General features: G+C 65.2%; 21 protein-coding genes and 1 pseudogene. 9 read left to right on the plus strand and 13 right to left on the minus strand.

Annotation, left to right across the window (positions count from 1 at the left end):
• Nucleotides 1–12 precede the first annotated feature (12 nt).
• Entirely contained in the window at nt 13–903 is an 891-nt protein-coding gene (locus NMG10_RS04410; protein ID WP_050703230.1) for a LysR family transcriptional regulator, read from the minus strand.
• 136 nt (nt 904–1039) lie between these two features.
• Here NMG10_RS04410 and NMG10_RS04415 point away from each other — a divergent pair, with 136 nt between their 5' ends.
• Nucleotides 1040–2530, plus strand: coding sequence for an aldehyde dehydrogenase family protein (locus NMG10_RS04415; protein ID WP_062359953.1), 1491 nt, complete (start codon nt 1040–1042; stop codon nt 2528–2530).
• 132 nt (nt 2531–2662) lie between these two features.
• Nucleotides 2663–3949, plus strand: a complete 1287-nt coding sequence (locus NMG10_RS04420) for an FAD-binding oxidoreductase (protein WP_232855489.1) — start codon at nt 2663–2665, stop codon at nt 3947–3949.
• Between the two features lie 95 nt (nt 3950–4044).
• Here NMG10_RS04420 and NMG10_RS04425 read toward each other — a convergent pair whose 3' ends face one another.
• Nucleotides 4045–5472, minus strand: coding sequence for a mechanosensitive ion channel family protein (locus tag NMG10_RS04425; protein ID WP_232855490.1), 1428 nt, complete (start codon nt 5470–5472; stop codon nt 4045–4047).
• A 315-nt stretch (nt 5473–5787) separates the two neighbouring features.
• On the opposite strand from NMG10_RS04425, the gene ycaC reads away from it, so the two are divergent.
• The 3 genes from ycaC (at nt 5788) to NMG10_RS04440 (ending at nt 9138) form a co-directional block, all read left to right on the plus strand.
• Nucleotides 5788–6417: an isochorismate family cysteine hydrolase YcaC gene (gene ycaC / locus NMG10_RS04430; protein ID WP_110735958.1), complete on the plus strand. Its 630-nt coding sequence runs from the start codon at nt 5788–5790 to the stop codon at nt 6415–6417.
• A gap of 117 nt (nt 6418–6534) precedes the next feature.
• A complete protein-coding gene (locus NMG10_RS04435) occupies nt 6535–7101 on the plus strand; it encodes an antibiotic biosynthesis monooxygenase (RefSeq protein ID WP_203649053.1) in 567 nt (188 codons plus the stop codon).
• A 66-nt stretch (nt 7102–7167) separates the two neighbouring features.
• Nucleotides 7168–9138, plus strand: a complete 1971-nt coding sequence (locus NMG10_RS04440; RefSeq protein ID WP_232855491.1) for an amidohydrolase — start codon at nt 7168–7170, stop codon at nt 9136–9138.
• Nucleotides 9139–9269: 131 nt separating this feature from the next.
• On the opposite strand, the gene NMG10_RS04445 is transcribed toward NMG10_RS04440, so the two are convergent.
• Both NMG10_RS04445 and NMG10_RS04450 read right to left on the minus strand, forming a co-directional pair.
• On the minus strand, nt 9270–10181 hold the full coding sequence (locus tag NMG10_RS04445) for a LysR substrate-binding domain-containing protein (RefSeq protein ID WP_232855492.1): 912 nt from the start codon (nt 10179–10181) through the stop codon (nt 9270–9272).
• A 398-nt stretch (nt 10182–10579) separates the two neighbouring features.
• Nucleotides 10580–10864, minus strand: a complete 285-nt coding sequence (locus tag NMG10_RS04450; RefSeq protein WP_028688634.1) for a DUF3077 domain-containing protein — start codon at nt 10862–10864, stop codon at nt 10580–10582.
• Nucleotides 10865–11375: 511 nt separating this feature from the next.
• Here NMG10_RS04450 and NMG10_RS04455 point away from each other — a divergent pair.
• Entirely contained in the window at nt 11376–11654 is a 279-nt protein-coding gene (locus NMG10_RS04455) for a type II toxin-antitoxin system RelE/ParE family toxin (protein WP_232854950.1), read from the plus strand.
• Nucleotides 11655–11666: 12 nt separating this feature from the next.
• Nucleotides 11667–11951 (plus strand): HigA family addiction module antitoxin, encoded by a 285-nt coding sequence (locus tag NMG10_RS04460; RefSeq protein ID WP_046853662.1) that lies wholly within the window; start codon nt 11667–11669, stop codon nt 11949–11951.
• Between the two features lie 3 nt (nt 11952–11954).
• On the opposite strand, the gene NMG10_RS04465 is transcribed toward NMG10_RS04460, so the two are convergent.
• The 9 genes and pseudogenes from NMG10_RS04465 to NMG10_RS04505 form a co-directional block, all read right to left on the minus strand.
• The gene (locus tag NMG10_RS04465) at nt 11955–13742 is read right to left on the minus strand and encodes a monovalent cation:proton antiporter-2 (CPA2) family protein (protein WP_203649045.1); all 1788 of its coding nucleotides are present in this window, start codon (nt 13740–13742) and stop codon (nt 11955–11957) included.
• 363 nt (nt 13743–14105) lie between these two features.
• Nucleotides 14106–15122, minus strand: coding sequence for an alpha/beta hydrolase (locus NMG10_RS04470; RefSeq protein WP_254463875.1), 1017 nt, complete (start codon nt 15120–15122; stop codon nt 14106–14108).
• Nucleotides 15123–15153: 31 nt separating this feature from the next.
• The gene (locus tag NMG10_RS04475) at nt 15154–15405 is read right to left on the minus strand and encodes a DUF2790 domain-containing protein (protein WP_234561883.1); all 252 of its coding nucleotides are present in this window, start codon (nt 15403–15405) and stop codon (nt 15154–15156) included.
• 227 nt (nt 15406–15632) lie between these two features.
• A complete protein-coding gene (locus NMG10_RS04480) occupies nt 15633–17120 on the minus strand; it encodes a YifB family Mg chelatase-like AAA ATPase (RefSeq protein WP_232854785.1) in 1488 nt (495 codons plus the stop codon).
• Between the two features lie 50 nt (nt 17121–17170).
• The gene (locus NMG10_RS04485) at nt 17171–17605 is read right to left on the minus strand and encodes a DUF2493 domain-containing protein (RefSeq protein WP_254463876.1); all 435 of its coding nucleotides are present in this window, start codon (nt 17603–17605) and stop codon (nt 17171–17173) included.
• Nucleotides 17606–17615: 10 nt separating this feature from the next.
• Nucleotides 17616–20327, minus strand: a complete 2712-nt coding sequence (gene mgtA, locus NMG10_RS04490; protein WP_254463877.1) for a magnesium-translocating P-type ATPase — start codon at nt 20325–20327, stop codon at nt 17616–17618.
• Nucleotides 20328–21149: 822 nt separating this feature from the next.
• The gene (locus tag NMG10_RS04495; protein ID WP_254463878.1) at nt 21150–21578 is read right to left on the minus strand and encodes a molybdopterin-binding protein; all 429 of its coding nucleotides are present in this window, start codon (nt 21576–21578) and stop codon (nt 21150–21152) included.
• A 41-nt stretch (nt 21579–21619) separates the two neighbouring features.
• Nucleotides 21620–21697: pseudogene (locus tag NMG10_RS04500) on the minus strand (gamma-glutamylcyclotransferase); the annotation flags it as partial.
• A gap of 4 nt (nt 21698–21701) precedes the next feature.
• Complete coding sequence (locus NMG10_RS04505; protein ID WP_110734078.1) at nt 21702–21965, minus strand: accessory factor UbiK family protein; 264 nt, start codon at nt 21963–21965, stop codon at nt 21702–21704.
• 406 nt (nt 21966–22371) lie between these two features.
• Between NMG10_RS04505 and glnK the strand changes: the two genes are divergently transcribed.
• Nucleotides 22372–22710, plus strand: coding sequence for a P-II family nitrogen regulator (gene glnK / locus NMG10_RS04510; protein WP_002555808.1), 339 nt, complete (start codon nt 22372–22374; stop codon nt 22708–22710).
• Between the two features lie 47 nt (nt 22711–22757).
• On the plus strand, nt 22758–24092 hold the full coding sequence (locus tag NMG10_RS04515) for an ammonium transporter (RefSeq protein ID WP_186594498.1): 1335 nt from the start codon (nt 22758–22760) through the stop codon (nt 24090–24092).
• The last annotated feature ends 204 nt before the right edge of the window (nt 24093–24296 follow it).

Genomic DNA, 24296 nt, shown 5'->3' on the forward strand with positions numbered 1-24296 from the left:
GCCCCGGCGATCTCAAGCCTGCAGTTGTTCCCGAACCCACTCCACCAACGCCCGCACCTTCGGCACCTCCGCCGCATGCTCGGCATACGCCAGGTAATGCGCGCCATTGCTCTTCATTGCATGGTCCCAGGCCAGCACCAGGCTGCCCTCGGCCAGCTCCCGGGCCACCAGGTAACGCGGCACCAGCGCCACCCCGCACCCAGCCTGCGCCGCGCTCAAGGCCATGTAGAAGGTGTCGAAGCGCGGCCCGTGGTAGCTGTTGTCGGTGTGCAGCCCTTGCTCCAGGAACCACGCGTGCCAGGCCTCCGGGCGCGAGGTGCTCTGCAGCAATACCAGCTCCGCCACCGCACCCGCGTCAGGCAGTGTGCGCCCTTGCAACAGCTCCGGCGCGCACACCGGCACCACCTCTTCGCCGAACAGCTCGACGCAGGTCGCCCCGGGCCAGGTACCCTGGCCATAGAAGAACACCACGTCGGCCGACCCCTGCAACAGGGCGAACGGCTCCATTTCGTTGCGGATATCCAGGTGGATATTCGGGTGGCGCTTGCCGAAGCCCTTGAGGTGCGGAATCAGCCAGCGCACGCCGAAACTCGGTTGAGTGGCTACCTTCAATACTTCGGTCTGCGAGCCATAGCTCAGGACATAGCGGCTGGACATGTCCACCTGGGTGAGGATCTTGTTCACCTCGGCCAGGTACAGGCTGCCGGCGGGGGTCAGTTGCAGGCGTCGGCGGATGCGCAGGAACAAGTGGTGGCGCAGCATCTCCTCGAGCTGCGCCACCTGCTTGCTCACCGCGCTCTGGGTCAGGTGCAGCTCCTCGGCGGCACGGGTGAAGCTCAGGTGGCGGGCTGCGGCCTCGAAGCACTGCAGGGCGGTCATGGACGGAACCAGGCGTTTGGACATAAGCGGTCTCGGCGGCTGAAATCATTACCTGGCGGAATGATATGCGGAATAAAGGTCGTTTGTTGCACCTGTGTAATCGGATTAATACTGACCCACATCCTTTTCCACCCCTTCACCCGATGAAAGGAGAAGCACAATGGTTGCTGCACTGCTCGAGCGTCTTGGCGTTGCCGCCGCGGCTCACACCCAGGGTGACTACCCTGTTCATACCCCGATCGACGGCAGCCGCATCGCTTCGGTGAAGCTGCTCGGCAAGGCCGACACCATTGCCCGCATCGACCAGGCGCAACAGGCCTTCGAAACCTGGCGCAGCGTGCCGGCCCCGCGTCGCGGCGAACTGGTGCGCCTGTTTGGCGAGGTGCTGCGCGAGCACAAGGCCGACCTCGGTGAATTGGTCTCAATCGAAGCCGGCAAGATCACCCAGGAAGGCCTGGGCGAAGTGCAGGAAATGATCGACATCTGCGACTTCGCCGTCGGCCTGTCGCGCCAGCTGTACGGCCTGACCATCGCCTCCGAGCGCCCGGGCCACCACATGCGTGAAACCTGGCACCCGCTGGGTGTAGTGGGGGTGATCAGCGCCTTCAACTTCCCGGTGGCGGTATGGGCGTGGAACACCGCGCTGGCGCTGGTGGCCGGTAACGCCGTGGTGTGGAAACCGTCCGAGAAGACTCCGCTGACCGCCCTGGCCTGCCAGGCACTGTTCGACAAGGCCGTGAAAGCCTTCGGCGATGCGCCGGCTGGCCTGGCGCAACTGGTGATCGGTGGCCGCGAAGCAGGCGAAGCCCTGGTCGACGACCCACGTGTGCCGCTGGTCAGCGCCACCGGCAGCACCCGCATGGGCCGTGAAGTCGGCCCGCGGGTCGCCGCGCGATTCGGGCGCAGCATCCTCGAGCTGGGCGGCAACAACGCCATGATCCTGGCCCCGAGCGCCGACCTCGACCTGGCCGTGCGCGGTATCCTGTTCTCGGCGGTCGGCACCGCCGGCCAGCGCTGCACCACCCTGCGCCGCCTGATCGTCCACCGTTCAATCAAGGACGAAGTGGTCGCCCGGGTCAAAGCCGCCTACGGCAAGGTGCGCATCGGCGACCCGCGCAAGGACAACCTGGTCGGCCCGCTGATCGACAAGCAGTCGTTCGATGCCATGCAGGGCGCGCTGGCCAAGGCCCGCGACGAGGGCGGCCAGGTGTTCGGTGGCGAGCGCCAGCTGGCCGAGCAGTATCCGAACGCCTACTACGTGTCGCCGGCCATTGCCGAGATGCCGGCCCAGAGCGACGTGGTGCGCCATGAGACCTTCGCGCCGATCCTCTACGTGCTGGCCTACGACGACTTCGAAGAGGCCCTGCGCCTGAACAACGAGGTGCCGCAAGGCCTGTCGTCGTGCATCTTCACCACCGACATTCGCGAGGCCGAGCGCTTCCAGAGCGCTTCGGGCAGCGATTGCGGCATCGCCAACGTCAACATTGGCACCAGCGGGGCGGAGATCGGCGGGGCGTTCGGGGGTGAGAAAGAGACCGGGGGCGGGCGTGAGTCCGGGTCGGATGCCTGGAAGGGTTACATGCGCCGGCAGACCAATACCGTGAACTATTCGCGTGAGTTGCCGCTGGCGCAGGGCATCGTCTTCGATTGAACCTCGTGGGAGCGGGCTTGCCCCGCGATAGCGTACGATCAGACGACGCCATCGCGGGGCAAGCCCGCTCCCACGAAGGCCGCTTCACGCTGCTTTCAACTGCAACAAGAATAATATCGCTGGAGCCGGGCCATGTCCGAACTGCGTCAAGAATGCCTGTGGGAACACGTCACCCAGCCGACCGTCGCCGCTCATGCCCTGGCCGGCGAGCACAAGGCCGATGTCTGTGTGATCGGCGGCGGCATCACCGGCCTGTCTGCGGCGATCCACCTGCTGGAGCAGGGCAAGTCGGTGATCCTGCTGGAGGCCTGGAAGATCGGCCACGGCGGCTCGGGGCGCAACGTCGGCCTGGTCAACGCCGGCACCTGGATCCGCCCCGACGACGTCGAGGCCACCCTCGGCCACAAGCAGGGCAGCCGCCTGAACAAGGTGCTCGGCGAGGCCCCGGGTGAAGTGTTCGCCATGATCGAGCGGTTGGGGATCGACTGCCAGGCCCGGCACCAGGGCACCCTGCACATGGCGCACAACGCCACCGGCATCGCCGACCTCGAGGCCCGCCACCAGCAATGGACCCGGCGCGGCGCCGACGTCGAGCTGCTGACCGGCGCGCAATGCCAGGAATACTGCGGTACCGACAAGATTTCCGCCGCGCTGCTCGACCGCCGCGCTGGCACCATCAACCCCATGGGCTATACACAAGGCCTGGCCGCCGCCGTGAACCGGCTGGGCGGCAAGCTGTTCCAGCAGTCCTCGGTCGAAGGGCTGGAGCGCGACGGCGATGCCTGGCGAGTGAAGACTGCGCGCGGCGCGGTGCGCGCCGACAAGGTGGTGATTTCCACTGGCGCCTACACCGAAGGCGACTGGAGCAACCTGCAGAAGCACTTCTTCCGCGGCTATTACTACCAGGTCGCCTCCAAGCCCCTGCACGGCGCCGCCGCCGACAAGGTCCTGCCCCATGGCCAGGGCTCGTGGGACACCCGCACCGTGCTCAGCAGCATCCGCCGCGACGACCAGGGCCGCCTGCTGCTCGGCAGCCTCGGCCGGGTCGACAACAAGCCGGCGTGGTTCGTGCGCAGCTGGGCCGACCGTATCCAGAGCCACTACTACCCGGCGCTGGGCAAGGTCGAGTGGGAGATGCACTGGACCGGTTGCATCGACTTCACCCCGGACCACCTGATGCGCCTGTTCGAACCGGCGCCGGGGCTGGTGGCGGTGACCGGCTACAACGGGCGCGGCAACACCACCGGCACGGTGATCGGCCGGGCGTTTGCCGAGTTTCTGCTCAAGGATGATCCGGACAGCCTGCCGATTCCGTTCTCGCCGATGAGGCCGGTGAGCGCGCCGTCGCTGCGCACGGCGTTCTACGAGTCGGGGTTCTCGCTGTATCACGCGGGGCAGTGTCTGCGGGTGGTGTTGTAATCGCTATCGCGGGGCAAGCCCGCTCCCACGCTGTACAGGCTGGATAACCCTTGGGGCAGCCAGGAACGTGGGAGCGGGCTTGCCCCGCGATAGGCTCATTTATGCAACCAACTCAGGAACCCACCTTTCTTCACCACCGCCGGCTTCTGCAGCAGCAGTGACTCGCGCTTCTGTCGGCGGAACCGCTGCAGCTTGGTCAGCGCCGACTTCACATCCCCGCTCTCGGTCAGGCAACCGCGTACCTGTTCCTTGTCGATGCGATAGAGCATGCAGCTGCTCAGGGCGCGGAACTCGACCGGAGACGCCTCGTCGTCCACCAGCCCCTCCAGCCCCAGCACCTCCCCAGGTCCCATGCGCCCGCCTTCGATCAACCGCTCGCCGTCGCGCACCGAGGCCAGCACCACGCCACGGCTGATCAGCAGCACATGCTCCGAGCGCTCGCCGATGCCGAGGATGACCTGGTCGGCCAGGTACTCCACCGTGGTCATGCGCTGGCTCAGGGCATCGCGCTCTTCGTTGCTCAGTGAGCGGAACACCCGCACCTCCTCCAGCAGCTCGCGCTGGCGGCTGCGCACGGGGGCGCCGAGCTCGGTATTCCAGGTCACGCCGCTGGCTTCCAGGTGGCGGTGGGCCAGGTCGAACAGCTGGTTGCGCACCTCGGTCTTGCGTGACATCTCGGCGATGAAACCACTGGCTTCGTACTCCACTGACTCCAGGCTCGAAGCCTTCACCGTGACCTTGGGCGCCGGCTTGTCGAGCAGGATGCTGGTGCCCTGCAGGGTCTTTTCCAGCGCATCGAACACCCGCTGCGGACGCACCTTGGCTGGCACCACCACGCTGATCGACACCCCATGCACTTCGGCCGGGCGGCTGAAATTGAGGATCTTGGCCTTGGCCGCCACCGAGTTGGGGATCACCGCCAGGCTGCTGTTGCCGGTGATCAGGCGGGTGGCGCGCCAGTCGATGTCGACCACCTTGCCCTCGGTGCCGTCGATCGAGATCGCGTCGCCGATCTGGTAGGGCCGCGTGGTGTTCAGCACGATGCCGGAGAACACGTCGGCCAGGGTGCTCTGCAACGCCAGGCCGATGACGATGGCCATCACCCCGGAGGTCGCCAGCAGGCCCTTGACCGGCAATTGCATCACATAGGCCGCCGCCGCCACCGCCGCGACCAGGAAGATCAGCGCCCCGACCACATCCTGCAGCAGGCGCCCGCCGTGGCTGCCGCGTGCCACCAGCAACAGGCCGAACACCACCGTCACCGTGCGTGCGCCGAACAGCCACCAGCCGATCGCCAGCACCGTGGCCATCAGGTTGCGCGGCACATCGTCGGCCCAGGGCGGCGGTTGCAGCGGGCTCATGCCCGCCGTCATTAGCACCGTGCTGAACACCAGGAAGCACACCAGCCGCGTGGCGATGCGCCAGGCCCGGTGGTGCAGCGGAATCAGCTGCCACAGCAGCAGGTCGAGCAGGATCAGCAAGGTGCCGAGCAACAGCGGGTATGACTGGATGAACGCCAGCATGGTGGTCTCGGTGCGGGGGAGGGCTGTGGGTAGTAATAGAGCAGGTTGGGGTGGCAGGCAATGGGGTGGCGATAGTGCTGATGGCCTCTTCGCGGGTAAACCCGCTCCCACAGGTTCTTCGCCGCCTTCAAGGCCTGTGCGATCCCTGTGGGAGCGGGTTTACCCGCGAAGAAGCCAGCACGCCCAATCGTTCATGAAATAGAACGCTACAGCCAAATTTCACTATCTACCGCCACAAAGGTCCTGGTTTTAATCTTCTCCCATCAACGCGAAACACCCACCCCACTGAAGATCGAAACCCAAGGAGCACCGGCAATGAACAACTTCAAATACAACCGCCTGAACAAAGACGACGCCGCCGTACTGCTGGTCGACCACCAGGCCGGCCTGCTGTCCCTGGTCCGCGACATCGAGCCGGACCGCTTCAAGAACAACGTGCTGGCCCTGGCGGACCTGGCCAAGTACTTCAACCTGCCGACCATCCTCACCACCAGCTTCGAGCAAGGCCCCAACGGCCCGCTGGTGCCGGAACTCAAGGAACTGTTCCCGGATGCCCCGTACATCGCTCGCCCCGGCCAGATCAACGCCTGGGACAACGAAGACTTCGTCAAGGCGGTGAAGGCCACCGGCAAGAAGCAGCTGATCATCGCCGGCGTGGTGACCGAAGTGTGCGTGGCCTTCCCGGCGCTGGCGGCCCTGGAAGAAGAGTTCGAGGTGTTCGTGGTCACCGATGCTTCCGGCACCTTCAACGAAATGACCCGCGATGCTGCCCACGACCGCATGAGCCAGGCCGGCGCGCAACTGATGACCTGGTTCGGCGTCGCCTGTGAGCTGCACCGCGACTGGCGCAACGACGTCGAAGGGCTGGCCGCGCTGTTCTCCAACCACATCCCGGACTACCGCAACCTGATCACCAGCTACAACGCCCTGACCGCCGGCAAGTAAGCCGCCGCCAGCCTGGCACCGCGAGGTGCCAGGCAAGGCAGCACACCCATCCAATCCAGCGCTCGTCTGCTGTTGCACAGTGGATGCAGGCCAGCTCATCTCCAGGGAATGTCAGCGATGAACACCGCAACCGAAGGCAACCGCAGCGTCGTCACGCTGGTGATCCAGCACAAGGTCCGTGCCCAGGCGCTGGTGCACTACGAAACCTGGCTCAAGCGCGCCGTGACTACCGCTCGCCAGCAGCCCGGTCATCTGGACGTCAATGTCATCCGCCCGGACGACGGCGGTCGCCACTTCACCACCGTGGTGCGCTTCGCCGACGCCGGCCTGCTGCAGGCCTGGGTCAACTCTGCCGAGCGTCAGGCGCTGATCAGTGAAGTGCTGCCACTGCTGGAAGACGGCGACCAGACCCAGGTGCACGATGACCCGGAGTTCTGGTTCACCCCGCCCAGCGTCGGCGCCGCGCAACCGCCGCGCTGGAAACAGGCCCTGCTGACCTACCTGGTGATCTGCCCGATGACCCTGGTCATTCCCCAGCTGCTGGCGCCGCTGTTTGCCCGCTATCCGCTGCTGGGTGGCCAGATCACCGGCAACTTGATCACCAACCTGTTCGTCATCTTGCCCGTGGTGTTCTACATCATGCCCTGGGTGACCCGCCGCTGCGCCGGCTGGTTGCGCCGCTGAGCGCCCGCCGTGATCCATTGCTAGCCTTCAACCGCCTGCCGATCACCCACCCGGACGGAGAGCACCATGAGCCAGGACCCTACCGACCAGAGCCGCCGCAAGTTTCTCGCCACCAGCACCGTGCTCGGTGCCGCCGGCGCGCTGTGGAGCGCATTGCCGTTCACCGATTCCGCCCATGCCGCCCTTTCAGGAGATCCCATGACCGCCGACCTCATCTTGTTCAATGGCAAGTTGCACACCGTTGACCGCGAGAAGCCCACCGCCAGCGCCGTCGCCATCAAGGACGGCAAGTTCCTCGCCGTGGGCAGCGACGCCGAAGCCATGGCCCACAAGGGGACCGCCACGCAGATCATCGATCTCAAGCAGCGCACGGTGATCCCCGGCCTTAACGACTCGCACCTGCACCTGATCCGCGGCGGCCTGAACTACAACCTCGAACTGCGCTGGGAAGGCGTGCCGTCGCTGGCCGACGCCCTGCGCATGCTCAAGGACCAGGCCGAGCGCACGCCGACCCCGCAGTGGGTGCGCGTGGTCGGTGGCTGGAACGAGTTCCAGTTCGCCGAGAAACGCATGCCCACGCTGGAAGAGATCAACCAGGCCGCGCCGGACACCCCGGTGTTCCTGCTGCACCTCTACGACCGCGCGCTGCTCAACCGCGCCGCGCTCAGGGCGGTGGGCTACAGCAAGGACACGCCCAATCCCCCGGGTGGCGAGATCCAGCGCGACAAGTTCGGCAATCCCACCGGCATGCTCATCGCCAGGCCCAACGCCACCATTCTCTACGCCACCCTGGCCAAGGGGCCGAAGCTGCCGCTGGAGTACCAGGTCAACTCCACCCGCCAGTTCATGCGCGAGCTCAACCGCCTGGGTCTGACCAGCGCCATCGATGCCGGCGGCGGCTACCAGAACTACCCGGACGACTACCAGGTGATCCAGGAGCTGGCCAACAACGACCAGCTGACCGTGCGCATCGCCTACAACCTGTTTACCCAGAAGCCCAAGGAAGAACTGGCCGACTTCAAGAACTGGACGCAGAAGGTCAAGCCGGGCGACGGCAACGACTTCTTGCGCCACAACGGCGCCGGCGAGATGCTGGTGTTCTCCGCCGCCGACTTCGAGGACTTCCTCGAGCCGCGTCCGGACCTGCCGCAGACCATGGAGCAGGAGCTGGAGCCGGTGGTGCGTCACCTGGTCGAGCAGCGCTGGCCGTTCCGCCTGCACGCCACCTACGACGAGTCGATCTCGCGCATGCTCGACGTGTTCGAGAAGGTCAACCGCGACATCCCGTTCAATGGCCTGCCGTGGTTCTTCGACCATGCCGAAACCATCACCCCGCAGAACATCGAGCGGGTCCGGGCACTGGGCGGTGGCATCGCCATCCAGGACCGCATGGCCTTCCAGGGTGAGTATTTCGTTGACCGTTATGGCGCCAAGGCCGCCGAGCACACCCCGCCGATCAAGCGCATGCTCGACATGGGCGTGCCGGTGGGGGCGGGTACCGACGCTACCCGGGTGTCCAGCTACAACCCGTGGACTTCGCTGTACTGGATGGTCAGCGGCAAGACCGTCGGCGGGCTGGAACTGTATCCGGAGGGCCTTAGCCGCGAGACCGCGCTGCAGCTGTTCACCCATGGCAGCGCCTGGTTCTCCAGCGAGCAGGGCAAGAAGGGGCAGATCAAGGTCGGTCAGCTGGCGGACCTGGCGGCGCTGTCGCTGGACTTCTTCAGCGTTGATGAAGAGGCGATCAAGGGCATCGAGTCGGTGCTGACCATCGTCGACGGCAAGGTGGTGTACGGCGCCGCCGAGTTCGACAAGCTGGGCCCTGCGCAGGTGCCGGTGTTGCCGGAGTGGTCGCCGGTGGCCAAGGTGCCGGGGCACTGGCGCGCCGGTGCGCCGATGGCGGCGGCGCTGCACCAGTGTGTCGGGCCGTGCGGGGTGCATGCCCACAGCCATGAGAAGGCGCGGCATTCCAGTGTTCCGGTGAGTGATTACCAGGGCTTCTGGGGTGCGTTGGGTTGTTCCTGCTTCGCCTTCTGAGTGGGCCAGGGGCCGCTTTGCGGCCCTTTCGCGGCACAAGGCCGCTCCTACAGGCGAGCGCATTCCCATGTAGGAGCGGCCTTGCCGAGGCGTCGGACCGGCCGGAAAGGGCTGCAACGCAGCCCCAGTATCTAAGCCATGTCGCTGATGGCGAATTCCTCCGCCAGATGATCGATCAACGACCGCACCGACGGCAGCAACCCGCGCCGCGACGGGAAGATCGCATGCACGATGCCGCAACGCGGATGCCAGTCCGGCAGCATCTCTACCAACCGCCCCGCCGCCAGGTCCTCGCGCACCGCCACCCTGGGCAGGTGCGCGATCCCCACGCCCGCCACCACGAAATGCCGCAGCGCGAACAGGTCGTCGGTGACCATCCGCGGCGTGTGCGGGATCACCAGGCTGCGGCTCATGTCCTCACCCTGGAACAGCTCCCACTGGTATTCACGCTGGGCGCCACCCCAATGCACGCTGGGCAGCTCACTGAGTTGCAGCGGGTCAAAGCCTTTCGCTAGCTGTTCGAGAAACGACGGGTGGCCGACCAGGCACTGGGTGCTGTTGCTCAGCACCTTCATCACCATATCGGTGTTCTCCAGCGGCGGAAAACGCACCCGCAGCGCCACGTCGAAGCCCTCATGCAGCAGATCGACGCGGCGGTTGGTGCTCTCGATGAACAGCTCCACCTGCGGATACTTGAGCATGTAGCGGGTCAGCATCGGTCCGACCCAGGAGTTGAGCAGAGTGGTCGGGCAGCTGATGCGCACCAGCCCGCGTGGTTCGCTGCGGTTGCGCTCGATGATCTCGGCGGCACCCTCGGCTTCCACGCGCATGGCCAGGCAACGGTTGTAGTAGGCCTGGCCGATCTCGGTCAGCGAGCAGTGCCGGCTGGTGCGGTGCAGCAGGCGCACACCGAGGCGCTCCTCCAGGTCGGCGATGCGCCGGCTGAGCTTGGACTTGGGCATGTCCAGCGCCCGTCCGGCCGGGGCAAAGCCACCGTGCTCGACCACCTGGGTGAAGTAGTAGAGGGAGTTGAGGTCTTCCAAGAGCGGTCTCCGCGACGGGGCAGGGGGTGGTTCGCAGTCTACCGGGTGGTGGGGCTGGCGTGCAGGGCGATAGAGTTGTAGCGCCTATGAGATCGAGCGCCGCCCGCGCGGCGCATCGCGACGCAAGGCCGCTCCTACATTTGTTGCAACGTGCCGAACCTGTCAGGCCATGGTTGCCCGCCTTGGCGCATGTCTTGAGACAGGTGAAGCGCCAGTAGTGCCCACGCTGAAACCGCGTCGTACCCACAAGGCGGACCCGGTAATGGCACAGGATTGACTGGCCCGAAACAGATGTAGGAGCGGCCTTGTGCCGCGATGCGCCGCGCGGGCGGCGCTCGATCTGATAGGCGCTGCAAGGCCATCGGCAAGCGCTTGGCGGCCCTCATGCGATCTGCTTCTCAGGACGACTCAATACCCTCCAGCATCGCCTCCGTCAGGCCTTCGGCCATCTCGATGCCATGCAGGCTGGCCCACAACAGGCTCCTGCCGGTTTCATCCATATGCTCCAGCGCCTTGTAGCCGACGTTGTAGGCACTGCGCAGGTACTCGGCGACATGCACCAGGGCGTCGTGGGCGTTGATGTTGGGGTTTACCGCGAACAGCGGTGGGTGGCCGGCGTCGCATTTGCCGAAGGGGTGGTGGCGGGTGTCGGGGAGGGGTGGGTCGGGGACGATTTTTTTCATGGTCAAACTCCGATAGAAATTGACCGGCACCGTCCGTTTCCACGCGAAGGGTGGCGGCTGTACACGGGGTGGAAAACCAGGTTATCGGAGAACCCCGGCAGGCTTTGCGGCCTCCCGCGTACAGCTGCCGTCACGACAGATAATCCGATAACCAACCAGCCGGGTTTCCACGCCCGATCGCTGAACCGACAGCGACCCGGTCAGCCTAGAGGGCATGATTTCCCCGGACAATCAGAAGGGTATCGACAGACTTTGTAGGGTATTTCTTGGGCTGCAGGCTGCCCAGTGGGAAAGGTCTGCAGAGCTCGTAGGAAGTGGTTGGGATTGTTCTAACTTGAGGTTGCCAGCCACTCGCAGCAGCTCAGGAACGATCTGACAAGAACTCCAGAGAGCGGGGGCTCTCATCGAGTTGGCCTGAGTGATCAAACTGCGTTCTTTCCATTCCACAGGGACGCATCATGACTCAAGCAGCCTTGATAGGTGTAAGGTGTGGCCTTACACTTCTTCAACCATGATTCGGAGTTTCAGGCACAAAGGCCTGAAATCACTTCACCTGCAGGGTGATACCTCAGGTGTCCGATTTGATCACGTAGCACGTCTGCGGCGTTTACTTGCATCGCTGGATGTCGCGCAAAGCCCTTCGGAGCTGGACCGTCCGGGCAATCGTCTTCATCCGTTGCGGGGGCGTTTGGACACCTTCTGGGCCGTAAATGTTTCGGGCAACTGGCGTTTGGTGTTCCGTTTTATCGGTACTGATGTCGAGCTGGTCGATTATCTGGACTATCACTAAGGGGCTGAAACCATGCCTATGCACAACCCACCCCACCCCGGCGAAGCCCTGCGCGAAGACGTCCTGCCCGCCATCGGCATGAACGTCTCTTCCCTGGCCCGCCACCTGGGCTATTCACGTGGTCAGTTATCCACAGTGCTCAACGGCCATGCAGCCATTTCAGCCGACCTGGCCTATCGCCTCGAACTGGCCGGTCTTGGCAGTGCCCGTCAGTACCTGGCCGAGCAGGCGGCTTACGACCTGTGGCAGGCCGCGCACCGCGAGCATCCACCCATCGAGCGGCTCGCGTTCGCCTGAGCCTCAATCCTCATCCGACGCAAACAACCGCTCCAGCTCCACCCGCGCTTCCTTGGCCGTCTGCATCACCTTGGCCCGGTCGTCGCGCACATGCCCCTGGGCCTCCAGCACCTGCTCGTCATGCTCGGTGAACCGGGCGATGCGATCCGCCGCCTGGGCCTCGGTCAGCCCCAGCCCGACCAGCGCCCGCCGGCTCATCTCCAGGCTGGAATGGTAGGTCTCGCGAATCGGCTCGGCGCCCACGTCCACCAGCTTGTGCACATGCTGGCGGTTGCGCGCCCGGGCAATGACCTTCAGGTGCGGGTACAGGCGCTTGACCCGCTCGGCCGTGCGGGTGGCGGCCTCGGGGTCATCGATGGTGATGATCACGTACTCGGCTTCGCCGACCTTGGCCGCATGCAGCACCTCGGTGCGCGATGGGTCGCCGTAGAACACCGGCACCTGCTCGAACATGCGGGTCATCTCGATGGTGTCCACTGAGGTTTCCAGGGCGACGAAGGGGATCTTCTGCGCCCGCAGGATGCGCGCCACGATCTGGCCCATGCGGCCCATGCCGACGATCACCACCCGTGGCGTGCCGGCGTCGATCTGCTTGTACTGCTCGGGCACTTCCCGGGCGGGTTGCGGACGCTTGAGGGCGCGGGCGCAGCCGATCATCAGCAGCGGGGTTAGGGCCATCGACAGGGTGATGGTCATCAGCAGCAGGTCGTAGGTCAGGGTGTCGAACAGGCCCTGGTCCTTGCCCAGCTTGAACACCACGAAGGCAAATTCGCCACCGGCGGCCAGCACCATGCCCAGGCGCAGCGCGCTGGCACTGTTGAGGCCCCCGGCGATGCGGCCGACGCCGATCAGCAGCACCAGCTTCACCGCGATCAACAGCATGGTCATGCCCAGCAGCACCAGCGGCATTTCCAACAGCAGGCGCAGGTTGGCGCCCATGCCGACGCTGATGAAGAACAGCCCCAGCAGCAGGCCCTTGAACGGTTCGATCTGCGCTTCCAGTTCGTGGCGGTATTCGGAGTCGGCCAGCAACAGGCCGGCGAGGAAGGCGCCCAGGGCCATGGAAATACCGGCTTCCTCCATCAGCCAGGCAGTGCCGATCACCACCAGCAGCGCGGTGGCGGTGGACACCTCCGGCAGGCCGGTGCGGGCAACGGTGCGAAACAGCGGGCGCAGCAGGTAGCGGCCGCCGACGATGACGATGGCGATGCTGGCGAATACCTTCAGGCCATGCTCGAAGCTGTCGCCTTGGCTGGTGTCCGGGCCGCTGGCGGCCAGCAGCGGCACCAGGGCGATCAGTGGGATCGCGGCGATGTCCTGGAACAGCAGGATGGCGAAGGCCAGGCGGCCGTGGGGCGCGTTGAGCTGCTTGCTCTCGGCCAGGCTCTGCAGGCCCAGGGCGGTGGACGACAGCGCCAGGCCCAGGCCGAGCACGATGGCCGCCGGCAGGCTTTGGCTGAAACCGAACAGGGCGATGGCGCCGAGCGCCGCGCCGGTCAGGACCACCTGCGCGGTGCCGACGCCGAACACCGACTTGCGCATCAGCCACAGGCGCCGGGGCGACAGCTCCAGGCCGATGATGAACAGCAGTAGGACAACGCCCAGCTCGGAGATGTGCGCGACGCTCTCGGTGTCGCGGATCAGCCCCAGGGCCTGCGGGCCGATGGCCACGCCGGCCAGCAGGTAGCCGAGCACGGCGCCCAGTTGCAGGCGCTTGGCCAGGGGCACGGCGACCACGGCGGCGAGGAGGAAGATGACGGCGGTTTGTAGAAGGCTGCCTTCGTGTGGCATTGCTCGGACTCCTTGAACTGCGTGCGGCAGCGTTTGATGCAACAGCTTATGCCATCGATGAAAGAGGCGGGCATTTTCGGGCCGGGAGGGAAACAGGACAATCCTGGGGTTACAGGAAGCAGCGTTCTGAAAGTAGGACCTTTGCCGAATCAATCGCGGGGCAAGTCGGGCCGCCGCATCGCCGCTCCCACGAAGGTCAGCTACCTTGCGTGGGAGCGAGCTTGCCCCGCGATGGCGATCAACCACTTATTGCAGATGGATTCTCAAGGCCTGCGCCGCCTAGTCCATGGCACTGCGCACACTCCGAAGAAGGTCTGACACCTTGCGTGGGAGCGGGCTTGCCCCGCGATGGTGATCGGCCACTTATTGAAGATGGGTTTTCAAGGCCTGTGCCGCCTGGTCCATGGCACTGCGCACACTGGGCACGGTGCTCAGCACATTGAGCAGGCCGTAGTCATGGATCAGACCGTTGTAGCGCACGGCGGTCACCGGTACCCCGGCGGCGTCGAGCTTGCGGGCATAGGCTTCGCCTTCGTCGCGCAGCACGTCCATCTCGGCGGTCTGCACCAGGGCCGGCGGCAGACCTTTCAACTGCTCGAGGCTGGCGCGCAGCGGCGAGGCGTGGATGTCGTCGCGCTGGCGCGGGTCGGTGGTGTAGTTGTTCCAGAACCACTGCATCATGTTGCGGGTCAGGAAGTGCCCTTCGGCGAACTGGTTATACGACGCGTTGTTGAAGTTGGCGTCGGTCACCGGCCACAACAGGGCCTGGAAGCGCAGCCTGGGCGTGCCGGCCTCCTTGGCCTTCAGTGCCACCACCGCGGCCATGTTGCCGCCGACGCTGTTGCCGGCCACCGCCAGGCGGCTGCCGTCCACGCCAATCTCCTTGCCGTGCTCGGCGACCCAGCGGGTGGCGGCGTAGGCCTGGTTGATCGCGGTGGGGAACTTGGCCTCCGGCGATGGCGTGTAGTCGACGTACACCGCCGCAGCACCGGAGCCCACCACCAGGTCACGGATCAGGCGTTCGTGGGTGGGGTAGTCGCCCAGCACCCAGCCGCCGCCGTGGAAGAACATGAACACTGGCAGTTCACCCTTGGCGCCTTCGGGCCGCACCACGCGGATCTCCAGCGGCTGGCCATCGGCCTGGATGGTCCGGCGTTCGACGCGGATCCCCGACAGGTCGACCTTCACCCCGGCCTGGGCACCGCTCAACACCGCACGGGCATCCTTGGGCGAGAGGGTTTCAAGCGGCTTGCCGCCACCAGCGGCCAGGGCCTCGAGGAAGCCCTGGGTGGTGTGCTCGACGCCGGGGCTGCCGGCGGCGAAGGCGCTGTTCACGGCGAGGGCCAACAGGCCGGCGGTCAGGGTGTGGGACAGTTTCATGTTCTAGCTCCTTTAGGGTTCGAGCCGTGGCTCAGTTCTGGTTGGCGAGGACGGTGGGTTGCACGTAGCTCACGGCGCGCAGCTGGCCGCTGCTGTCGCGGTAGGTCAGGGTGGCGGTGCTGGTCTGGCCCTGGGCGCTGGCGGGTGCATCGACGCTGACGACCTTGGCGATATCCAGGTCCATGCCGTAGCGGTACGGGGTGGCCTCGTTGGCGAAGCTGCCGGCGCTGGTGCCGAGGGCCAGGGTGGTGACGGTGAGGGCGAAGGCTTTGCGAAGGGTCATGATCGTTCTCCGGGTTCTGCTGAGTGGGGTTGGCGACTGCTTGCTGCTTGAGGTGAATATTGCGCGCAAATATTTAGCGCGCAAAATATATTTCCGCTATGACGCTGATTGAGTGCGTCTTGGCCAGCTTCTGTGGGAGCGGGTTTACCCGCGAACACCCGCGAAGCGGGTGCCAGGCACCGCGTTGTCTGTTTCGCGGGTAAACCCGCTCCCACAGGGGGGCAGCATCAAGCGCCGGGGCGGTACTGCAACGCTTCCGCCAGGTGCGCCCTGGCGATGGATTGCGCGCCCTCCAGGTCCGCCAGCGTGCGGGCCACCTTCAGCAGCCGGTGCGCCGCCCGCAACGACAGTGTCAGCCGTTCGCAGGCCTGCTCCAGCCAGGCCTGGTCAACCGGCTCCAGCGGGCAATGCCGACGCAGCCCCTTGAGGTCGAGGAAGGCGTTGGCGCAGCCCTGCCGGCGCTGCTGCAGCGCCCGGGCCTCGGCCACCCTCTGGCCGACGCTGGCGCTGGTCTCGCCACTGGGCTGGTGGGTCAGCACGGTACTTTCCCGAGCCACCGTCAGGTGCAGGTCGATGCGGTCGAGCAGTGGGCCCGACAGCTTGTTGCGATAACGCTGGACCTGCTCGCTGCTGCACCGGCAGCGGCCGGTGGGGTCGCCCAGGTAGCCGCAGGGGCAGGGGTTCATGGCCGCCACCAGCTGGAAGCGCGCCGGAAAACGTACGCGGTCCTTGGCCCGGGCCACCACGATCTCGCCGGACTCCAGCGGTTCGCGCAGCACCTCCAGCACGCGCCGTTCGAACTCGGGCAGCTCGTCGAGAAACAGCACGCCATGGTGCGCCAGGGTGATCTCGCCGGGTTGCGGCCGGCTGCCGCCGCCCACCAATGCCGGGCCGGATGCGGAATGATGGGGGTGACGAAAGGGTCTCTGCGGCCAGCTGTCGAGCGGTGCATGGCCACTGACCGAGCGGATCGCCGCCACCTCCAGTGCCTCGCGCTCGTCCAGCGGCGGCAGCAGCCCGGGAAGGCGGCTGGCAAGCAGGGTCTTGCCGGTGCCCGGCGGGCCGGTGAACAGCAGGTTGTGCGCACCGGCCGCGGCGACCAGCAGGGCGCGCTTGGCCGCGATCTGGCCCTGGACTTCGCTGAGGTCCGGATAGGGGCGTTGTTCCAGCAGCAAGCCATTGGCTGCGTAGGGAGACAGCGCGGGCTGGCCGTTCAGGTGGGCCACCAGCTCGCGCAGGTGCCCCATTGCATACACCACCAGGCCGCTGGCCAGGCTGGCCTCCTCGGCATTCTCCCGAGGCACCACCAACGCCCGGCCCGCATCCCGGGCCGCCAATGCCGCGGGCAGCACGCCCTGTACCGGGCGCAATGCACCCGACAGGGCCAGTTCGCCCAGGCATTCGATATCGTCGAGGGTGGCTACCGGCACCTGGCCATTGGCGGCGAGGATGCCCAGGGCGATGGCCAGGTCGTAGCGGCCACCGTCCTTGGGCAGGTCGGCGGGGGCGAGGCTCTGGGTGATGCGTCGGGCCGGGTAGTCCAGTCCGGAATTGACGATGGCGCTGCGTACCCGGTCCTTGCTCTCCTTGACCGTGGTTTCCGGCAGGCCGACCAGGGTGAGCGTGGGCAGGCCGTTGGCCAGATGGGTTTCGACGCTGACGGCGGGGGCCTGCACGCCCACCTGGGCGCGGCTGTGGACGAGGGCGAGGGACATGGGCACTCCGTGTTTGCAGGTGATGGCCGCATCCTGCGGCCTGGCAAAGCTTAGTGGTGCTCCTGGGCAGGTGGACGAGAAGAGTGCGTCGAGTTTTGTCCGGCCTGGCACTCAATACCGTTGGCGCCTGCCGCCCGAGGCTGCCTGCCACAGAGCACCGGAATCCCCGAACCCCGCGCCCGCGCCAGCAGCTCCTCGGTGTCGTCGCCGCCCGGCAGCGCCAGCACCAGGTCGGGCCGGCTGTCGCGCAGCATGAAGACGTTGCGCAGGCGCTCGGCCAGCTTGCCGTGTAGCTGCCAGTTGGGCGGGTAGCGCACGATGTCGGCGCCCTGTTCCCGGGCCCAGCCTTCGATCTCGCCGCCCAGGTGTTGGCTGCCGCCGTGGATCAGCACCCGGATCGGTTGCTGGCGCTGGAGGACGTCCAGCGCCTGGCGGCAGCGTTGGCTGTCGGCGTAGTTGCGCCCTGCGCAGATCAGTACGCGCATGCCCACCCCCTCAGAACCACTGGCCGAAGCGGCGGATGTACAGGGTCTTCATGCCCTGGGCCACCAGGCAGTAGCCCAGCAGGGTGGCGGCCAGCCACGGGAAGTATTCCCAAGGCAGCGGCACCAGCCCGACCATCGCCCCCAGCGGCGAGAACGGGATGTAGATGCCCAGGCACATCACCAGGCCGGTGGCCAGGATCACCGGCAGCGCCGCGGTGCTCTGGAAGAACGGCACCTTGCGGGTGCGCAGCATGTGCACCACCAGCGTTTGCGACAGCAAGCCCTCGATGAACCAGCCGGACTGGAACAGCGCCTGCATTTCCACGCTGTTGGCGGCGAACACGTACCACATCAGGGCGAAGGTGGTGATGTCGAAAATCGACGAAGTGGGGCCGATCCACAGCATGAAACGGCCGATGTTGCGGGCATCCCATTTGCGTGGTTCGCGCAGGAATTCCTTGTCCATGCGATCCCACGGCAGCGACAGCTGGGAGAAGTCGTACATCAGGTTCTGCAGCAGCAGGTGGATCGCCAGCATCGGCATGAACGGGATGAACGCGCTGGCCACCAGCACCGAGAACACGTTGCCGAAGTTGGAGCTGGCGGTCATGCACAGGTACTTCATGATGTTGCCGAAGGTTTCGCGGCCCTTGAGCACGCCTTCTTCCAGCACCATCAGGCTCTTTTCCAGGAGGATGATGTCGGCCGATTCCTTGGCGATGTCGGTACCGCTGTCCACCGAGATGCCCACGTCGGCATCGCGCAGCGCCGGGGCGTCGTTGATGCCGTCGCCAAGGAAGCCCACGGTGTGGCCGTTGGCCTGCAGCGCCTTGAGTACCCGCGACTTCTGCAGCGGGGTGAGCTTGGCGAACACCGTGCGTTCCTCGACCAGCGCCTTGAGCTGGGTGTCGTCCAGGCGCTCGATGTCCTGGCCGAGCAGCGGCTGGCCGGGCGCAAGGCCCACTTCGCGGCAGACCTTGCAGGTGACCACCGGGTTGTCGCCGGTCAGCACCTTCACCTTCACGCCCATCTCGCGCAGGGCGGCGATGGCCGGGCCGGCGGTTTCCTTGGGCGGGTCGAGGAAGGTCAGGAAGCCCCGGATCACCAGCTCGCGCTCGTCATCGGTGTGGTACTGGGGCTTGCCGGCGGCGGCCGGAATGTCGCGGGTGCCAACCAGCAGCACGCGGAAGCCCTCCTGGTTGTAGGCGCTGGCGGTATCCAGCAGTTGCTGGCGTCGCCCGGCATCCAGGACGACCCGCTGGCCGCGTTCTTCGACATGGGTGGCGATGGCCAGCATTTCCTCGACGGCGCCCTTGCTCACCAGCAGGTGGTCGCCCAGGGCATCCTTGACGATCACCGACAGGCGCCGGCGGATGAAGTCGAAGGGCAGCTCGTCGACCTTGGCGTAGGCATAGGGTGGCTGGAAGCCTTGGTCTTCGCCGGCAAAACGTAGCACGGCCTGGTCCATCAGGTTCTTCACGCCGCTCTGGTGGTGGCTGTTGAGCCAGGCCAGTTCCAGCAGGCGCGAGTCCTTGTGACCGCTGGGGTCGACGTGGTGCTCGAGGATGATGCGGTCCTGGGTCAGGGTACCGGTCTTGTCGGTGCACAGCACATCCATCGAGCCGAAGTTCTGGATGGCGTTCAGGCGCTTGACCACCACCTTGCGCCGGGCCATGGCCACGGCGCCCTTGGCCAGGTTGGCGCTGACGATCATCGGCAGCATTTCCGGGGTCAGGCCCACGGCCACGGCCAGGGCGAACAGGAAGGCGTCGCTCCAGTCGCCCTTGACCACGCCGTTGAGCATGAACACCACTGGCACCATTACCAGCATGAAGCGGATCAGCAGACGGCTGACGCTGTTCACCCCACGGTCGAAGGCGGTCTGGCTGCGCGAGCCGACGATGGCCTTGGCCAGCGAACCGAAGTAGGTGCGCTTGCCGGTGGCAACAACCACGGCGCGGGCGCGGCCGCTGACCACGTTGGTGCCCATGAAGCCGATGTTGGGCAGGTCCAGCAGGCCGTTTTCATCGTTGGCGCTGTCGGCGGCGGATTTCTGCGCGACGTGGCCGAGGGTGTCATATTTCTCCACCGGCAGCGCTTCGCCGGTCAGTACGGCCTGGCTGATGAACAGGTCGCGGGACTCGATCAGGCGGATATCGGCGGGGATCATGTCGCCGGCGGCCAGTTGCACGATATCGCCGGCCACCAGTTCGTTCATCGGCACTTCGCGCAGGCGCGCCGGCTGGTCGTGGCGCTCGCGGCGCAGCACGGTGGCGGTGGTACGGACCATGGCCTTGAGCGCATCGGCGGCCTTGGCTGAGCGGTATTCCTGCCAGAAGCGCAGCAGGCTGCTGAGGCTGACCATGGTCATGATGATGATGACCTTGGTCAGGTCCGCTTCTTCCATGTCGCCTGCGCGTACCGGCAGCCAGTAGTCGGTGACGAAGCTGATGCCGGCGAGGGTGAGCAGCACGTAGATGAAGGGGTTGTGCAGGGCCTTGAGCAGTTGCATCAGGACCGGTTGCGGCTTGTCATGGGCGACTTGGTTGGCGCCGTCACGCTGCAGGCGCTTGGCGGCTTCGTGCTCGGTCAGGCCCAGCTCGCTGGCGTCGAGGTTGGCCAGGGTCACGGCCAGGCCGTTGCGTGCCTCGCGGGCGGCGCGCATGGACAGGCGGGTGTCTTCGCCGGCTTTGCTGCGGGTGTTGCGGTCTTTTACGGTCATTTGGCTGTGCTCCTGCCGCAGGAGGCGGCACGACACACAGTCGACTCACGGTAGGGAAGGTGAGTGAACGTGTCCCGTGTCGCAATGATTCAAACAATGAAAAACGTGGTTTTTCCGACGTTTACGTGTTCGCTGGCGAATGCCGGAAATAAGATCGGCAGCGAACTTTCTACTGGCTGATTCCATGGTCGGATAATCCATTTGTTAAATGGCGGGCAATAAAAATTCAACGAACTTTAATTACTTAAAGTTCGGAAGTTTCTGACGATTTATATGGCGTCAGTTCAGCGAATGGACAGCACGGCGCGCGTCACTGCAGGCAGCAACGGGCGCGCTATCGACTGGGCGGTTCCAGGGACGAGGTCAGACCCCAGCCGAGGACAGGACGGTGCGGGGCCTTGTGCGCACAGGCGCGCAGGCGAGGGATGGCGATATCGAGGTTCATGAGCTTGCCTCCGACCGGGCGGGCACCCGGGGCGACAAGCTACGGCGGAGCAGCAGGCTCTGGCGCGGCTTGCCCGACCTAGGGGCGGGCCCGGAGTTCCGGTTCAAGTGCCTGGCGGCCAAAGGCTGCCAGACAGCGACTAGATACTGTGTCCATTGAATTCTTCGTGAGTTGACATAAAGGCCCGCTGTTCGGGGCGGGTGAACTTTATGCAAAGCATAGCGGGGAAGTCAACCGTGAAGGCGTAACTTAAATATGTTTCATCTGGTGCAAGGTGAATTAATCCAGCGTGTTGCTCAAGTGCAATCGCGGGGCAAGCCCGCTCCCACGCTGGTAATGCTATCAACTCGGTTCTCTGTGCAACGCGCCCTCGGCTTTCAGGGCTTGGCGCCCAGGATGATGTGCGAGGCCTTGATCAGCGCGGTGGCCTCGACGCCTGGCTTGAGGCCAAGATCCTTCACAGCATCACGGGTGACGATGGTATACAGCTCGGTACCCCCGGTCAGCTTCAGTACCACTTCGGCATTCACTGCACCGTCGTCGATGCGCTGCACGGTGCCTTTGAGACTGTTGCGTGCAGAGAACTGGTAGCCACCAGCATCGGTCGTCAGCACAACCCACGGCGCCTTGACCAAGGCTATGGCCTGCTTGCCCTCTTTGATGTCGAGGTTCTTGAGACTGGCCATGGTCACCACTGCGACCAGTTTTTCGCCGCCGCCCAGGGTCAGCTCGACTTCGGCATTCACCGCACCTGGCTGAACTTTGCTGACCTTTCCTTCGAAAACATTGCGTGCACTGACTTTCATGGGGAAGCACTCCGTGTGATCAATCACCACGCCCGAGGCATTCAGGCGCGTACATAAACCCAGGCGGTCAGCCCCGAGGCGAGGCCGACGGCGATACGCTTGTAGTCCGACACCTCATAGGGCTTATTCCTGAGGAGGAGGGGCGATCCGTGCTTCCAGCTCGGCGAATTGCTGCTCGAGGGCTTCGAGGCGGGCGCGGGTGCGGGCCAGCACCACCATCTGGCTGTCGAATTCCTCGCGGCTGACCAGGTCGAGCTTGCTGAAGGCGCCCTGCATCAGCACCTTGAACTGGCTTTCCAGTTCGGCGCGGGGCGCGGCGGTGTCACCGCTGAACAGGCGCGATGCCTGGTCGCTCAGGGCATCGAGGAAGGCTTTGGGCGCGAGCATGTCTGGTATCCGCTGATCACTGAAAGGGCAGCAGTGTAGCACGGGCCCCCGGGCCACTTGCGCTGCACGCTTTTCGCGCAGGGCGGCCAAAGGTCGCGCACCGATTTTGTGCGCTTTTTCCCTGCTGGCGATTGGCCAATCCCTACCGGTTCACGCAACTACCTGTTTTCCCGTGACTTGCGCCAACTGGCAAGGTTTCTGCAATGACCTGAGCGAGCCATGCACTGATGCAGTCCCTTGTGACCAGGCAGTGCGCAGGCGGAGCCGGAAGGTTCTTCGTCACAGCCGGATCGTGCGTCGGCGGGGAGGATGGAGCCGACGACGCGTTACAAAGCCAGGCGCTGCGCTTAGACTTGAGACGGGTTTGTTTTCCTGGGGCAAGTCCACCAAATCGGGAGAGAGTTTCATGAAGCTAGTCACTGCCATCATCAAGCCGTTCAAGCTGGACGACGTGCGCGAGTCGCTGTCGGAAATCGGCGTGCAGGGCATCACCGTGACCGAAGTCAAAGGCTTCGGCCGGCAGAAGGGTCACACCGAGCTGTATCGCGGCGCTGAATATGTGGTCGATTTCCTGCCCAAGGTGAAGATCGATGTCGCCATCGACGACAAGGACCTCGATCGGGTGATCGAAGCCATCACCAAGGCGGCCAACACCGGCAAGATCGGCGACGGCAAGATCTTCGTGGTCAATCTGGAGCAGGCGATCCGCATCCGTACCGGCGAAACCGATACCGACGCGATCTAAGCGCCAAGCAAAGCCTCACCAAACCCAACGCCCCAGGAGAAAACAACATGACTCTGCGCAAGATCGCAGGGCTAGGAGCCCTATTGTCCCTCGTAATGCCAGGGCTGGCCCTGGCCGAGGAAACTGCCGCCCCCGTGCTGAACTCCGGCGACACCGCCTGGATGCTCACTTCGACGGCACTGGTCCTGTTCATGACCATCCCGGGCCTGGCCCTGTTCTACGGCGGCATGGTGCGCTCGAAGAACGTGCTGTCGGTGATGATGCAGTGTTTCGCCATCACCGGGTTGATCAGCATCCTGTGGGTCATCTACGGCTATAGCCTCGCCTTCGATACCGCCGGTATGGAAAAGGGCGTGCTCAACTTCAATTCCTTCATCGGTGGCTTCTCCAAGGCCTTCCTCAGCGGTGTCACGCCGTCGGGCCTGACCTCGGCCACCGCGCTGTTCCCCGAGGCGGTGTTCATCACCTTCCAGATGACCTTCGCCATCATCACCCCGGCGCTGATCGTCGGTGCCTTCGCCGAACGCATGAAGTTCTCGGCCATGCTGATCTTCATGGGCGTGTGGTTCACCCTGGTCTATGCGCCGATCGCGCACATGGTCTGGAGCGGTGACGGCGCGCTGATGTGGGACTGGGGCGTGCTGGACTTCGCCGGCGGCACCGTGGTGCACATCAACGCCGGTATCGCCGGCCTGGTCTGCTGCCTGGTGCTGGGCAAGCGCAAGGGTTACCCGACCACGCCGATGGCCCCGCACAACCTGGGCTACACCCTGATGGGCGCGGCCATGCTGTGGATCGGCTGGTTCGGCTTCAACGCAGGTTCCGCCGCTGCCGCCAACGGCACCGCCGGCATGGCCATGCTGGTGACCCAGATCGCCACCGCCGCCGCCGCCCTGGGCTGGATGTTCGCCGAGTGGATCTTCCACGGCAAGCCAAGCGCCCTGGGCATCGCCTCGGGCGTGGTCGCCGGCCTGGTCGCCATCACCCCGGCCGCCGGCACCGTCGGCCCGATGGGCGCGCTGGTGATCGGCCTGGTGTCCGGCGTGGTCTGCTACTTCTGCGCCACCAGCCTCAAGCGCAAGCTGGGCTATGACGACTCCCTGGACGCCTTCGGCGTACACGGCATCGGCGGGATCATCGGCGCCCTGCTCACCGGTGTGTTCGCGGCGCCTGCCCTGGGCGGTTTCGGCGCGGTCACCGACATCGCCGCGCAGTTCTGGATCCAGGCCAAGGGTGTGATCTTCACCGTGGTCTACACCGCCATTGTCACCTACGTGATCCTCAAGGTCCTGGACCTGGTGATGGGCCTGCGGGTCAGCGAAGAAGAAGAGTCGGTCGGCCTCGACCTGGCTCAACACAACGAGCGCGGCTACAACCTGTAACCGCGATGCTGGAAAACTTGCCCGGTTCGCCGGGCATTTTTTTGCCTGTAATTTACCGTTTGGCCTGGGGCAAACGGTTTCCCTGCGCTGATCGCGACCTGGGGTTAAAACTTACAAGCCATCGGGTGTTTCTGGTGCTTTGCTTTTTCTGCGAGCGCGCTAGAATGCGCGCCGAAGGAAGCTGGACGAGTAGTCCACACACTT

It is taken from the genome of Pseudomonas sp. DVZ6, assembly GCF_024259445.1.
Taxonomy (GTDB): Bacteria; Pseudomonadota; Gammaproteobacteria; order Pseudomonadales; family Pseudomonadaceae; genus Aquipseudomonas; species Aquipseudomonas peradeniyensis.

What these genes read in the sequence shown, in the direction of transcription:
- glnK (WP_002555808.1), top strand. Translation starts at nt 22,372, where the DNA reads ATGAAGCTAGTCACTGCCATCATCAAGCCGTTCAAGCTGGACGACGTG.
- NMG10_RS04410 (WP_050703230.1), bottom strand. Translation starts at nt 903, where the DNA reads ATGTCCAAACGCCTGGTTCCGTCCATGACCGCCCTGCAGTGCTTCGAG.
- NMG10_RS04435 (WP_203649053.1), top strand. Translation starts at nt 6,535, where the DNA reads ATGAACACCGCAACCGAAGGCAACCGCAGCGTCGTCACGCTGGTGATC.
- NMG10_RS04450 (WP_028688634.1), bottom strand. Translation starts at nt 10,864, where the DNA reads ATGAAAAAAATCGTCCCCGACCCACCCCTCCCCGACACCCGCCACCAC.
- NMG10_RS04505 (WP_110734078.1), bottom strand. Translation starts at nt 21,965, where the DNA reads ATGCTCGCGCCCAAAGCCTTCCTCGATGCCCTGAGCGACCAGGCATCG.
- NMG10_RS04495 (WP_254463878.1), bottom strand. Translation starts at nt 21,578, where the DNA reads ATGAAAGTCAGTGCACGCAATGTTTTCGAAGGAAAGGTCAGCAAAGTT.
- NMG10_RS04440 (WP_232855491.1), top strand. Translation starts at nt 7,168, where the DNA reads ATGAGCCAGGACCCTACCGACCAGAGCCGCCGCAAGTTTCTCGCCACC.
- NMG10_RS04470 (WP_254463875.1), bottom strand. Translation starts at nt 15,122, where the DNA reads ATGAAACTGTCCCACACCCTGACCGCCGGCCTGTTGGCCCTCGCCGTG.
- mgtA (WP_254463877.1), bottom strand. Translation starts at nt 20,327, where the DNA reads ATGACCGTAAAAGACCGCAACACCCGCAGCAAAGCCGGCGAAGACACC.
- NMG10_RS04455 (WP_232854950.1), top strand. Translation starts at nt 11,376, where the DNA reads ATGATTCGGAGTTTCAGGCACAAAGGCCTGAAATCACTTCACCTGCAG.
- NMG10_RS04515 (WP_186594498.1), top strand. Translation starts at nt 22,758, where the DNA reads ATGACTCTGCGCAAGATCGCAGGGCTAGGAGCCCTATTGTCCCTCGTA.
- NMG10_RS04475 (WP_234561883.1), bottom strand. Translation starts at nt 15,405, where the DNA reads ATGACCCTTCGCAAAGCCTTCGCCCTCACCGTCACCACCCTGGCCCTC.
- ycaC (WP_110735958.1), top strand. Translation starts at nt 5,788, where the DNA reads ATGAACAACTTCAAATACAACCGCCTGAACAAAGACGACGCCGCCGTA.
- NMG10_RS04415 (WP_062359953.1), top strand. Translation starts at nt 1,040, where the DNA reads ATGGTTGCTGCACTGCTCGAGCGTCTTGGCGTTGCCGCCGCGGCTCAC.
- NMG10_RS04460 (WP_046853662.1), top strand. Translation starts at nt 11,667, where the DNA reads ATGCCTATGCACAACCCACCCCACCCCGGCGAAGCCCTGCGCGAAGAC.
- NMG10_RS04425 (WP_232855490.1), bottom strand. Translation starts at nt 5,472, where the DNA reads ATGCTGGCGTTCATCCAGTCATACCCGCTGTTGCTCGGCACCTTGCTG.
- NMG10_RS04485 (WP_254463876.1), bottom strand. Translation starts at nt 17,605, where the DNA reads ATGCGCGTACTGATCTGCGCAGGGCGCAACTACGCCGACAGCCAACGC.
- NMG10_RS04420 (WP_232855489.1), top strand. Translation starts at nt 2,663, where the DNA reads ATGTCCGAACTGCGTCAAGAATGCCTGTGGGAACACGTCACCCAGCCG.
- NMG10_RS04480 (WP_232854785.1), bottom strand. Translation starts at nt 17,120, where the DNA reads ATGTCCCTCGCCCTCGTCCACAGCCGCGCCCAGGTGGGCGTGCAGGCC.
- NMG10_RS04465 (WP_203649045.1), bottom strand. Translation starts at nt 13,742, where the DNA reads ATGCCACACGAAGGCAGCCTTCTACAAACCGCCGTCATCTTCCTCCTC.